The following is an 11,245-nucleotide window of genomic DNA, read 5'->3' on the forward strand; positions in this document are numbered from 1 at the left end:
CCGGGGCCGGCCGTCGGCCGTCCCCGGTCGGTCCCCGGCCGCCACCCCCCTGCGGGGCCGGCCGGGGGGTCTCAGTCGGCGGCGCGTGCCTCGCCGTCGCCCGGCGCGGCGGCGCGCACGGCGCGAGCGGCCGGCTGGCCCGCCACCGCCACGGGCGCCGCGCGACGCAGCGCCCGGCGGCGCCGCAGCCGCTCCAGGAGCACCGCGCGCTCCAGCGCCTGCTCCATGCTCAGCCCACGTTCCGTGGTCATCAGCGGTCCCCCTCCGCTCGTGCCCGGCGGCGCCGGGCCTCCCCCTGCGCGACGATCACGGCCGGTAGCCTCCTCGTGGCGAGCACGTCTCCACCCCCCGAGCGAGGGAGCCCCCATGCGAGCCCTGACGCCTCGAGCGGTCGCCGTCGCGGCGGCCGCCCTCCTGCTGGTCGGCCTGACGGTGCAGACCGCGGCCGCCGAGCCCCGTGCCCGCGCCGCCGCCCCCGGTGCCGCGGCCGTCGACGACCCGCCCGGCGCCCCGGCCCCTGACCACCTGCCCGACCCCTCGGGCGTCGTCGACCACCGGGACGGCTCGACGACGCTGCTGTTCGACGACGGCGCCACGTTCACGTCGCAGGAGCCGCAGGCCCCGGCCCGCGGCGACGGCGCCCGCACCCTGGCCCTCGCGGCGGCGTCGTTCACCTGGAGCGCCACCTACGACGTGTCGGTCACCTCGCGCAGCTGGTCGACGAGCCGCTCCGGCGACGTCTGGGTCGACGTGCGGTCGATCAGCAGCTGCGGCGGCAAGGCGCAGAACCTCGCCCTGTACCGGCTCGGCTCCGCCGGCTGGGCGCGCGTGGGCACGGTGCGCGCCGTGAGCTGCAGCGGCGGCAGCTACGTCTGGCGCGCGGTGGCCAAGGGCACCTACCGGTTCCAGCTCTGGGACGGCAGCTCGAGCGACGCCTACCGCGGACATGCGGCGAGCGGCACCGTCCGCTACCCCTGACGCCCGGCGCGCGCTCGTCGGCTCAGCCATCCTCGCGCCCCTGCACGACGCGGCGGAAGGCGAGCACGGTCGCCGTCGCCAGGGCCACCAGCACCAGGGCGACCACGCCGGTCTCGAGCGCCTGCTGGACGCGCCACCCGCTGGGCACCACCCGGTCGGCCAGCAGCCAGGCGGCCACCGCGGCGGCGACGCGCACGACGGCGCACAGCGAGGCGATCACCGGGTTGACCACGGACCGCGACGTGCGGCTGCGCAGGACCATGAAGACGGCGGCGCCGCTCAGCGCGAGCGCCGCAAGCTTGGCGACGGCCGCGCCGGGGAACACCCCGGAGTAGCCGTCGCCGGTGGTGAGCACCCACGCCACCGTCATCACGAGGCCGGCGTCGAGGACGGCCCCCGCGACCGAGGCGGGGATCACCACCGTGCCGTCCGGCTCCCGGTGCCACAGCGCCCGCTTGTGCGTCTCGCGGCCGGCGAGCACCCCGGCGACGACCGCCACGACCACCACCACGGTGGCGGCCAGGCGAGGCGCGCCCACCATGCGCAGCGCGGCGGTCAGCAGCAGCGCGCCGAGCACCCCGGCGGCCCGGAACCACAGGTAGGCGAGCCCCAGCCGCAGGAGGAACGGGCGCGCGTCGGCGCGGTCCTCGGTGGCCGTCCCCGTGCTAGTCACCATCCGGCTCACGTCCTTCCAGGCTGAGCGTCGCCACGTAGGCGTCCTTCGCGTCGCGGGTCGTCACGGTCTTGTGCACGGCCTGCCGCGAGACGCCCAGGAGCGTCGCGACGCGCGCCAGGCTCGCGTCCTCCACGAGCCGCGCGTACGTCGAGCGGCGCCCGGAGGCGGCGCGCTCCTGGGCGTACGCGAGGTACGCGCCGAGCTCGTTCCACAGCAGGGCGGTGCGGAGCGGGTCCGCCGTGGCGCCCTCCTGGTACAGCCCGTCGCCGAGGTCCGCGAGCGCGGCCCTGGCCTCGTCCGCGGTGATCCCGGCGGCGACGAGCCGGTCCCGTGCGGCTCCCAGGTCCGCACCCTCCCGGTGGGGGAGAGCGCGCGCCCAGTCGGCCGCGGTGGACTCCACGCCGTCGAGTCAACCCCCGGTCCGGCGCGGTGTCAACGGGGGGTTGACGGTGCACCGGGAAGCGTTGCGGGACCGTGATCCGGCCGTGGTCCGACCGTGGTCCGACCGTAGGCCGACCCGCGGTCAGGCGTCGCGGCGCCGGACCGCCACGGCGGCCGCCACGAGCACCACCACGGTGTACCCGGCGAGCACGGCGTAGCCCGTCCACGGCTCGAGCAGCGTGTCGGGCGTGACGCCGGTGGAGATGACCCGCTCGCCGGCCACCGACGGCAGCAGCTTGTTGACCCACTCGGCCCACGCGGCGTCGGACACCGACGTGACGATCGAGAAGATCAGCGGGAGCACGAACAGCGCCGCGACGAGCGTGAAGATCGTGCCGGCCGTGTGCCGCAGCAGGGCGCCGACGCCGACGGCGAGCGCGCCGATCGTCACCAGGTACAGCACGCAGCCCGCCAGCGCCCGCACCTGGTCGCCGTCGGACCAGTCGACCTCCAGGCCGGCCGCGTCGAGGATCGGCATCGTGGCCAGGTAGGCGAGCGCGAGGGCCACGACGGCGAGCGCCGCCGTGACGGCGGCGACGACGAGCAGCTTGGCCCACAGCACGGGCAGGCGGCGCGGCACGGCGGCGAACGTCGCGCGGATCATCCCGGTCGAGTGCTCGCTGGTCATGGTCAGCGCCCCGAGCACCGCGATGACGAGCTGCGCGAACGAGTAGCCGAACACCACGGCCGTGGTGCCGGTAAGGCCGATGGCCTGCAGTCCCGGGTCCTGCGCCATGCCCTGCTGCATCTCGGGCTCGTCGGCCGCGGTGTTCAGCAGGCCGGCCATCATCAGCGCGAGGCCGACCATGACGACGACCGTGAGCAGCGCGGTCCACAGCGAGGAGCGCAGGGTGCGCAGCTTGACCCACTCCGAGCGCAGCACGCGCCCGAAGGAGACCGGGCGCGCGAGGGTGGGGCGCGGCGGCGCCGCGGCGGTGGCGGCCGCGGGGGCGGTGGTGGTCATCGGGGGGCTCCCTCGGGCTGCGGGGTCGTGGGCCGGGCCGGCTCGCCGTCGGGCGGCGCCGCGGGCCCGGTGCGCTCGGTGCGGTACTCGACGGAGTCCGCGGTGAGCTCCATGTAGGCGTCCTCGAGCGTGGAGCGCACGGGCGTGAGCTCGTGCAGGGCCAGCCCGTGGGTGAGCGCCAGCTCCCCGACGACCGCGGCGTCGAGGCCGCTCACCTCGAGCAGCCCGGCCTCCGCCCGCCGGGCCTCGGCGGGCCCGTCGGCCTGTGCGGGCTGCTCGACGGCGGTGCCGCCGGCCCGCCGCACCGCCGCGGCGAGCGCGGCCGCGCCGGGCGTGCGGACCCGCACGGTGCGCCGCGAGGCGCCGTCGACGAGGTCCCGGACCGGGGTGTCGGCGAGGATGCGGCCCTTGCCGATGACGATGACGTGGTCGGCCGTGAGGGCCACCTCGCTCATGAGGTGGCTGGACAGGAACACGGTGCGGCCTTCGCTCGCGAGGTGCCGCGCGAGGTTGCGCACCCACAGCACGCCCTCGGGGTCGAGCCCGTTGACGGGCTCGTCGAGGATGAGCGTGCGCGGGTCGCCCAGCAGCGCCGTGGCGATGCCGAGGCGCTGCCCCATGCCCAGGGAGAAGCCGCCGACGCGCTTGCGCGCCACGGGCTGCAGCCCCGTGAGCTCGATGACCTCGTCCACGCGCCGCGCCGGGATCCCGTGCGTGGCGGCCAGGGCGAGCAGGTGCTGGCGGGCGCTGCGGCCCGGGTGCATGGCCTTGGCCTCGAGCAGCGCGCCCACCTCGGCCAGCGGGGTGCGGTGCTCGGCGTACGGCCTGCCGTTGACGGTGACGGAGCCAGCCGTCGGGCGGTCCAGCCCCATCACCATGCGCATCGTGGTCGACTTGCCGGCCCCGTTGGGGCCGAGGAACCCGGTGACGATGCCGGGGCGCACCGTGAAGGTGACCTGGTCGACCGCCGTCGTGGGCCCGAACCGCTTCGTCAGGCCGCTCGCCTCGATCATGGCGCTCCCTCGGTGGGTGCGGTGGGGTGCCTGCCCTCCGAGCGTAGGGCGCCCGTCGCCGGGGCGTCACCCGGGTTTCCCCTGACCCGACCCTGCCCTCGCGCCGTCCGTGGCCCGCGGACCCCTGGTCTTCCCGCTCACGGGCCCGGGAACCTCCCGCGGGCCGCCCGCGTTGCATAGGGTGGATCGACGGCCAGCGACCCGGCCCTGCGTACCGACGCCTTGTCGGTGCGGACCCGGCAGCCGCGACCAGGAGGAGCTCATGAGCAACCCCGTCTTCTCGAACAGCGACGTCTTCGGCGAGCCGCGCCGCACGGCCGCGCGCCGGGGCGGCGTGGGCACGGCCCCCGCGCCGCAGCAGGGCTACGGGCAGCAGGCCCCGCAGTACGGCCAGGCCCCGCAGTACGGCCAGTACGGCCAGTACGGCGCCGCCGGTGCCCAGGCCGCCGACGCGGCGTCGCTGGAGAACATGTACAACGCGCCGTCGGCGACGACGGCGGACACCAAGCGCCTGACCTACGACGACGTCATCGTCAAGACCGGCGGCCTGCTCGCCGTCCTGGTGGTCGTCGCGGCGGCCACCTGGTACCTCGCGCCCGGCCTCTGGCCGGTGGGCATGATCGTCGGCCTCGTGCTGGGCCTGGTGAACGCGTTCAAGCGCAACCCGAGCCCGGTCCTCATCACGCTGTACGCCGTGGCCGAGGGCGTGTTCCTCGGCGGCATCTCGGCGGCGTTCGCCAGCTTCTACGACGGCATCGTGCTGCAGGCGGTCATCGCCACGATGGCGACGTTCGCCGCCTCGCTGTTCCTGTTCCGGTCCGGCCGGGTGCGCGTCACGCCCAAGTTCACGCGCTGGCTGATCATCGCGATGGTCGGCTACCTGGCCTTCCAGCTCGTCAACCTCGTGCTGGTGTGGACCGGCGTGCTCGGCGGCGCCGGCATGCGTGGCGGCGTCCTCGGCATCGTCGTCGGCCTGGTGGCCGTCGGCCTGGCCGCGGCGTCCCTCATCGTGGACTTCGACTCGATCAAGCGCGGCGTCGAGGCGGGCGTGCCGGCGAAGTTCGCGTGGTCGGCCGCGTTCGGCCTCACGGTCACCCTCGTGTGGCTGTACCTGGAGTTCCTGCGCCTGCTGGCGATCTTCCAGTCGAACGACTGACGGACCGCAGCACCGCGACGGCCGCTCCCCGGGCTCCGGGGGGCGGCCGTCGTCGTCCCCGCCGGGAAGTGCGAGGGGCGAAGTGCGAGAGGATGGGCCCATGCGCTACGCCGAGCACATCTCCGACCTCGTGGGCGGCACGCCGCTCGTGAGGCTGAACTCCGTGACCGCCGGGCTGTCGGCGACCGTCCTCGCGAAGGTCGAGTACCTCAACCCCGGGGGGTCCGTGAAGGACCGCATCGCCCTGAAGATGATCGAGGCCGCCGAGGCCTCGGGCGAGCTGAGGCCGGGCGGCACCATCGTCGAGCCGACGTCGGGCAACACCGGCGTGGGCCTGGCCCTCGTGGCCCAGCGCAAGGGCTACCGGTGCGTGTTCGTGTGCCCGGACAAGGTGAGCAAGGACAAGCGCGACGTGCTGGCCGCGTACGGTGCCCGCGTCGTCGTCACGCCCACGGCGGTGGCGCCGGAGGACCCCGACTCGTACTACTCCGTCTCCGACCGCCTGGTGCGCGAGATCCCGGGCGCCTGGAAGCCGAACCAGTACGCCAACGCCAACGGGCCCGCGTCGCACTACGAGTCCACGGGCCCCGAGATCTGGTCCGACACCGACGGCAGGGTCACCCACTTCGTGGCCGGCGTCGGCACCGGCGGGACCATCACCGGCACGGGCCGCTTCCTCAAGGACGCCAGCGCCGACCGGCCGGAGGCCGAGGGCGGGCGCGTCACCGTGATCGGCGCCGACCCGGCCGGCTCGGTCTACTCCGGCGGCGACGGCCGCCCGTACCTGGTCGAGGGCGTCGGCGAGGACTTCTGGCCCGCCGCCTACGACCCGACCGTGCCCGACGAGATCATCCCCGTCACCGACGCCGACTCCTTCGCGATGACGCGCCGGCTGGCGCGCGAGGAGGGCCTGCTCGTGGGCGGCTCCTGCGGCATGGCCGTCGAGGCGGCGCTGCGGTACGCGCGCCGGCTGGAGGAGCAGGACCCGGAGGCGGCGAAGAAGGCCGTGATCGTCGTCCTGCTGCCCGACTCGGGCCGCGGCTACATGTCCAAGATCTTCGACGACGGCTGGATGCGCTCGTACGGGTTCCTCGACGCCGACGCGGAGGTCACCGCGGGTGACATCCTGCGGGCCAAGACGGGCGACACCCCGCCGCTGGTGCACACGCACCCGAGCGAGACGGTGCGCGACGCGATCGCCCTCCTCCAGGAGTACGACGTCTCGCAGATGCCGGTCGTGGTCGCCGAGCCGCCGGTGAAGATCGGCGAGGTGGCCGGCTCGGTCACCGAGCGCAACCTGCTCGACCTCGTGTTCTCCGGCAAGGCCGGGCTGGCCGACCGCGTCGGGGACCACATGGAGGAGCGGTTCCCGCTCGTCGGCGTCGGCGAGGGCGTCGACGCCGTCCGCGCGGCGCTGCACGACGCCGACGCGCTGCTGGTCGTCGAGGGCGGCAACCCGGTGGGCGTGCTCACCCGCCACGACCTGCTGGGCTACCTCGCCCACTGAGCCATCCCGGGCCGGCCCGGGCGCCGGGTCGGGCCCAGGGAGCGCGACGCGCCCCGGTCGCTCACGGCGTCCGGGGCGCGTCGGCGTCCGCGGCGAGGTCTCGTCGAGGTGTGGCCGGGTCGTCAGGTGCGGTCCGGCGCCCGGAACGCGCGGAAGTCGCGCGGCTCCTCCTCGGCGCGGATCACGTGCATGACGGCGTTGATGAGCGCCAGGTGCGTGAACGCCTGCGGGAAGTTGCCCAGGTGCCGCCCGGTGCGCGGGTCGATCTCCTCGGCGTAGAGGTTGAGCGAGCTGGCGAACGACAGCAGCCGCTCGCACAGGGACCGGGCCCGGGCCACCTCGCCGATCTCGGCCAGGGCCGAGACGAGCCAGAACGAGCAGATCGTGAACGTGCCCTCCTCGCCGTGCAGCCCGTCGTCGGTCTCCTCGACGCGGTAGCGCAGCACGAGCCCCTCCTCGGTGAGCTCGTCGGCGATGGCCAGGACGGTGGCGCGCACGCGCGGGTCGTCCGGCGGCAGGAACCGCAGCAGCGGCACCAGCAGCAGCGATGCGTCGAGCGCGGCGGAGCCGTAGCGCTGCACGAAGACGCCGCGCTCGTCCACGCCCTTGGCGCAGATGTCCGCGTGGATCTCGTCAGCGAGCTTCTGCCACTGCTCGGCGTAGTCGTGCTCGTCGTACAGCCGCGCCAGGCGCGCGCCGCGGTCGAGCGCCACCCAGCACATGAGCTTGCTGGAGGTGAAGTGCTGCGGCTCGCCGCGCACCTCCCAGATGCCGCGGTCGGGCAGGTGCCAGTGCCGCGCCGCCTCCTCGACCTGCTTCTTGAGCACCGGCCACAGCGCCTCGGGCAGCTGCTCGCGGTTGCGGGTGTGCAGCCACACGGAGTCCAGCACGGCGCCCCACACGTCGTGCTGGCGCTGGGAGTACGCGGCGTTGCCGATGCGCACCGGCTGGGCACCCTCGTAGCCGGTCAGGTGCCCGAGCTCGTGCTCCTCGAGGGTGGCCTCGCCGCCGACGCCGTACATGACCTGCAGCGGCTTGTCGTCGCGGCACACGTCCTGGATGAACGCGAAGAAGTCGTTCGCCTCGCGGTCCAGGCCCAGGGTGTACAGGCCCCACAGGGCGAACGTCGAGTCGCGCACCCAGGCGTAGCGGTAGTCCCAGTTGCGCTCGCCGCCGGGCGTCTCCGGCAGCGAGGTGGTCGCGGCAGCCAGCAGCGCCCCGGTCGGGGCGTAGGTGAGGCCCTTGAGCGTGAGCGCCGAGCGCTGCAGGTAGGTGCGCCACGGGTGGTCCGGGAACGTGCCCTGGGTGATCCAGTCGCGCCAGAACTGCTCGGTGCGCCACATCTTCTCGAGCGCCTCGTCCCAGCTCGCCGGGGCGGCCAGGTGGGACCAGGACAGCGCGACGAAGTGGGTGTCGCCCTCGGCCATGCGCGTGCGGGCGCTGACCCGCCGGCCCTCGATGCCGAACCGCAGGCTGGACGTCAGGTGCAGGTCCGGGTTGGCCTCCCCGGCGCGCGCGACGACGGAGCTGTAGCCCGCGCCGTCGTACTCCCACCGTGGCTCCGCACGGGCGTAGTCCGGCATCGGCTCGCACACGACCTCGAGGTCCACCGTGCCGCTGACGCACTTGATGGTGCGCAGCATGATGTGCTCGGCGTCGTCGTCCGTGGGCGTGCGGCGGTGGGTGTGCGAGCGCTCGTCGATCTCGTGCCACGGGCCCATGACCATGGCGTCGCGCACCACGAGCCAGCCGGTCGACGTCTGCCACGTCGTCTCGAGGATCAGCGTGCCGGGCACGTACCGGCGCGCGACGGGCACGTGCACGCCGTGCGGGCCCACGCGGAAGTGGCCGGCCCCGCGGTCGAGGACCGCGGAGAACACGCTGGGGGAGTCGGGGCGCGGGACGCACATCCACTCCACCGCGCCGCTGGGCGCCACCAGCGCGTTCGTCTCGCAGTCGGACAGGAAGCCGTACTCCGCGATGGAGGGGAACGTGCTGCGGCCGTCGGCAGGGGTCGGCGCAGGGGCAGCAGGGGCCATGTCTCCAGGGTGCGGTGCGAGGCGCGTGCGATTCCAGTCGGCGTGGTCCGCCGAGACCCGTCTCACACGGTTGCGGCGGGCACGCCGGGCCGCCCGGGCGCGGTCGACCGGCCGGCTGGAAGTTCCTCCGGCGCCGTGTCGATCCAGGGGTTCCCCGTTCGACCTGGGAGTGAGAGGGTCCCGACCGGGGGCCCACCGACCGCAGGAGACCGAGATGGCCAGGTTCATGGTGATCATGCGGGGCACCGACGAGACCGACGCCGCGTTCGCCGCGTCCGGGATCAGCCTCGACGAGGTGATGGAGCAGATGGGCCGGTTCAACCAGGAGCTCATCGACGCCGGCGTGCTCGTGGCCGCCGAGGGCCTCGAGGAGGCGTCCAAGGGGGTCGTCGTCGACTACTCGCAGACGCCGCCCGTGGTGACCGACGGGCCGTACGGCGAGACCAAGGAGCTGTTCAACGGCTTCTGGGTCCTCGACGTGCCGACGGTCGAGGACGCCGTCGCCTGGGCGAAGAAGGCGCCGCTCGCCGGGCCCGGGTCCAAGGCCGAGATCCGGCGGATCCCGTCCATCGACGAGTTCCCGCAGGACAACGAGTGGATCCGCAAGGAGCGTGCGTGGCGCGAGGCCACGGGCCAGCTCTGACCGGCACGCTACCGACACGCACGACCGACACGCACGACCGAGCACCGACCGACACGGGAGACGACCATGCCGAAGTACATGCTGATCATGCGCGGGACCGACGAGGGCACCGCGGCCTACGCCACCCGCGACCTCCGCGAGATCATCGCGGAGATGGGCCGCTACAACGAGTCGATGATGGAGGCCGGGGTGCTCGTCGCCGGCGAGGGGCTGTCCGACGCCGGCGAGGGCGCGGTCGTGGACTTCACCGCCGAGACGCCGGTGGTGACCGACGGGCCGTACGGGGAGACCAAGGAGCTGTTCAACGGCTTCTGGATCCTCGACGTCGCCTCGAAGGACGAGGCGGTCGAGTGGGCCCGCCGCGCGCCGCTGCACGGGCCGGGCAACAAGATCGAGGTCCGGCGCGTCAACGGCGCCGAGGACTTCCCGCAGGACGACGAGTGGATCCAGAAGGAGGCGGGGTGGCGCGAGCAGCTCGGGACGGTGTGAGCGCCGCGCCCGACGCCGACCCCGCGGCGGACGCGCAGCCCGCGCCCGTGGCCGCGCCGTCGCCCGACGCCGGGCGGCGCGCCGTCGAGGCGGTGTGGCGCATCGAGGCCGCCCGCATCGTCGGCGCGCTGGCCCGGTACACCGGCGACTTCCCGCTCGCCGAGGACCTCGCGTCCGAGGCGCTCGCGGAGGCGCTCGTGGCCTGGCCGCGCGACGGCGTCCCGCGCGACCCCGCCGCGTGGCTGCTCACCGTCGGACGGCGCCGGGCGATCGACGCGTTCCGGCGCCGCTCCGCCCGCGACGAGCGGTACGCCGCCCTCGGCCACCACCTCGGGGAGGGCGGTGCCTGGGCAGGGGCCGACGTCGTCGGCGCGGGCGGCGGGGACGACGACGTGCTGTGGGACCCGGACCGCATCGACGACGACCGGCTCGCGCTGCTGTTCGTGGCGTGCCACCCCGTGCTGTCGCGGGAGGCCCGCGTCGCGCTGACGCTGCGCGTGGTGGGCGGGCTGACCAGCGAGCAGGTCGCGGCAGCGTTCCTCGTGCCCGTGCCGACCGTGCAGGCGCGCATCACCCGCGCCAAGAAGACGCTCGCCGCGGCGCGCGTGCCGTTCGAGGTCCCGCCGGCCGCCGAGCGTGCCGAGCGGCTCGGCTCCGTGCTCACCGTGCTGTACGTGATCTTCGCCGAGGGCTCGACGGCGTCGTCGGGCGACGCGTGGATGCGGGTCGACCTCGCGCAGGAGGCCGTGCGCCTGGCCCGCCAGCTGGTGCGCCTGGTGCCCGACGAGCCCGAGGCGCACGGCCTGCTGGCGCTGCTCGAGCTCACCGCGGCGCGGTTCCCCGCGCGCACCGGGCCCGACGGCGAGCCGGTGCTGCTGGCCGACCAGGACCGGCGGCGGTGGGACCGCGCCGCGATCCGCCGCGGGCGGGCCGCGCTGGCCCGCGCCGTCGGGACGGGCCGCGGGCTGGGGCCCTACGGGCTGCAGGCGGCGATCGCCGAGCAGCACGCCGTCGCGCCGTCGGTGGACGCCACCGACTGGGAGCGGATCGTGCTGCTGTACGAGGCGCTCGGCCGCGTGGCGCCGTCGCCGGTCGTGGAGGTCAACCGGGCCGTCGCCGTGTCGATGGCCGCCGGCCCGGCCGCGGCGCTGCCGCTCGTCGACGCGCTCGCGGCCGGCGGGCAGCTGCGCGGGTCGTACCTGCTGCCGAGCGTGCGCGGGGAGCTGCTCGCGCGGCTCGGGCGCGACGCCGAGGCGAAGACCGAGCTGGAGCGCGCCGCGGCGCTGTGCGGCAACGCCCGCGAGCGGGGCGTGCTCGAGCGCAAGGCCGCCGCGCTGGG

General features: G+C 75.0%; 12 protein-coding genes. 6 read left to right on the plus strand and 6 right to left on the minus strand.

Annotated features, from left to right (window positions below):
- Window positions 1–71: 71 nt before the first annotated feature.
- Window positions 72–251 (minus strand): hypothetical protein, encoded by a 180-nt coding sequence (locus U5M74_RS14905; RefSeq protein ID WP_410909711.1) that lies wholly within the window; start codon window positions 249–251, stop codon window positions 72–74.
- 115 nt (window positions 252–366) lie between these two features.
- Between U5M74_RS14905 and U5M74_RS14910 the strand changes: the two genes are divergently transcribed.
- Window positions 367–978, plus strand: a complete 612-nt coding sequence (locus tag U5M74_RS14910) for a hypothetical protein (RefSeq protein WP_410909712.1) — start codon at window positions 367–369, stop codon at window positions 976–978.
- 22 nt (window positions 979–1,000) lie between these two features.
- Here U5M74_RS14910 and U5M74_RS14915 read toward each other — a convergent pair whose 3' ends face one another.
- The 4 genes from U5M74_RS14915 to U5M74_RS14930 all read right to left on the minus strand — a co-directional run bounded on the left by U5M74_RS14915 (window position 1,001) and on the right by U5M74_RS14930 (window position 4,072).
- Window positions 1,001–1,654, minus strand: coding sequence for a hypothetical protein (locus tag U5M74_RS14915; protein WP_410909713.1), 654 nt, complete (start codon window positions 1,652–1,654; stop codon window positions 1,001–1,003).
- Complete coding sequence (locus tag U5M74_RS14920; RefSeq protein WP_410909714.1) at window positions 1,644–2,054, minus strand: hypothetical protein; 411 nt, start codon at window positions 2,052–2,054, stop codon at window positions 1,644–1,646. The genes U5M74_RS14915 and U5M74_RS14920 overlap by 11 nt, the downstream gene beginning before the upstream one ends.
- 123 nt (window positions 2,055–2,177) lie before the next feature.
- On the minus strand, window positions 2,178–3,059 hold the full coding sequence (locus U5M74_RS14925) for an ABC transporter permease (protein ID WP_410909715.1): 882 nt from the start codon (window positions 3,057–3,059) through the stop codon (window positions 2,178–2,180).
- Window positions 3,056–4,072 carry an ABC transporter ATP-binding protein gene (locus tag U5M74_RS14930; protein ID WP_410909716.1) on the minus strand — a complete coding sequence of 339 codons (1,017 nt, stop codon included), beginning with the start codon at window positions 4,070–4,072 and terminating at the stop codon, window positions 3,056–3,058. The genes U5M74_RS14925 and U5M74_RS14930 overlap by 4 nt, the downstream gene beginning before the upstream one ends.
- 262 nt (window positions 4,073–4,334) lie before the next feature.
- On the opposite strand from U5M74_RS14930, the gene U5M74_RS14935 reads away from it, so the two are divergent.
- On the plus strand, window positions 4,335–5,228 hold the full coding sequence (locus U5M74_RS14935) for a Bax inhibitor-1/YccA family protein (RefSeq protein WP_410909717.1): 894 nt from the start codon (window positions 4,335–4,337) through the stop codon (window positions 5,226–5,228).
- 100 nt (window positions 5,229–5,328) lie between these two features.
- Entirely contained in the window at window positions 5,329–6,735 is a 1,407-nt protein-coding gene (locus tag U5M74_RS14940; protein WP_410909718.1) for a cystathionine beta-synthase, read from the plus strand.
- Between the two features lie 122 nt (window positions 6,736–6,857).
- On the opposite strand, the gene U5M74_RS14945 is transcribed toward U5M74_RS14940, so the two are convergent.
- Entirely contained in the window at window positions 6,858–8,774 is a 1,917-nt protein-coding gene (locus U5M74_RS14945; protein ID WP_410909719.1) for a glycoside hydrolase family 15 protein, read from the minus strand.
- 214 nt (window positions 8,775–8,988) lie between these two features.
- Here U5M74_RS14945 and U5M74_RS14950 point away from each other — a divergent pair, with 214 nt between their 5' ends.
- The 3 genes from U5M74_RS14950 to U5M74_RS14960 form a co-directional block, all read left to right on the plus strand.
- The gene (locus tag U5M74_RS14950) at window positions 8,989–9,417 is read left to right on the plus strand and encodes a YciI family protein (protein WP_410909720.1); all 429 of its coding nucleotides are present in this window, start codon (window positions 8,989–8,991) and stop codon (window positions 9,415–9,417) included.
- Between the two features lie 66 nt (window positions 9,418–9,483).
- Complete coding sequence (locus U5M74_RS14955; protein ID WP_410909721.1) at window positions 9,484–9,906, plus strand: YciI family protein; 423 nt, start codon at window positions 9,484–9,486, stop codon at window positions 9,904–9,906.
- A 47-nt stretch (window positions 9,907–9,953) separates the two neighbouring features.
- A partial coding sequence (locus U5M74_RS14960; RefSeq protein ID WP_410909722.1) for an RNA polymerase sigma factor occupies window positions 9,954–11,245 on the plus strand: 1,292 nt, incomplete at its 3' end.

The sequence above is a fragment of the Puerhibacterium sp. TATVAM-FAB25 genome, assembly GCF_046535855.1.
In the GTDB taxonomy this organism is placed as follows: domain Bacteria; phylum Actinomycetota; class Actinomycetes; order Actinomycetales; family Cellulomonadaceae; genus Puerhibacterium; species Puerhibacterium variabilis_A.

Bases quoted from the DNA above. Each gene is read 5' to 3' on its own strand.
- U5M74_RS14905 (WP_410909711.1), bottom strand. From the start codon at position 251: ATGACCACGGAACGTGGGCTGAGCATGGAGCAGGCGCTGGAGCGCGCG.
- U5M74_RS14910 (WP_410909712.1), top strand. From the start codon at position 367: ATGCGAGCCCTGACGCCTCGAGCGGTCGCCGTCGCGGCGGCCGCCCTC.
- U5M74_RS14915 (WP_410909713.1), bottom strand. From the start codon at position 1,654: ATGGTGACTAGCACGGGGACGGCCACCGAGGACCGCGCCGACGCGCGC.
- U5M74_RS14925 (WP_410909715.1), bottom strand. From the start codon at position 3,059: ATGACCACCACCGCCCCCGCGGCCGCCACCGCCGCGGCGCCGCCGCGC.
- U5M74_RS14930 (WP_410909716.1), bottom strand. From the start codon at position 4,072: ATGATCGAGGCGAGCGGCCTGACGAAGCGGTTCGGGCCCACGACGGCG.
- U5M74_RS14935 (WP_410909717.1), top strand. From the start codon at position 4,335: ATGAGCAACCCCGTCTTCTCGAACAGCGACGTCTTCGGCGAGCCGCGC.
- U5M74_RS14940 (WP_410909718.1), top strand. From the start codon at position 5,329: ATGCGCTACGCCGAGCACATCTCCGACCTCGTGGGCGGCACGCCGCTC.
- U5M74_RS14945 (WP_410909719.1), bottom strand. From the start codon at position 8,774: ATGGCCCCTGCTGCCCCTGCGCCGACCCCTGCCGACGGCCGCAGCACG.
- U5M74_RS14950 (WP_410909720.1), top strand. From the start codon at position 8,989: ATGGCCAGGTTCATGGTGATCATGCGGGGCACCGACGAGACCGACGCC.
- U5M74_RS14955 (WP_410909721.1), top strand. From the start codon at position 9,484: ATGCCGAAGTACATGCTGATCATGCGCGGGACCGACGAGGGCACCGCG.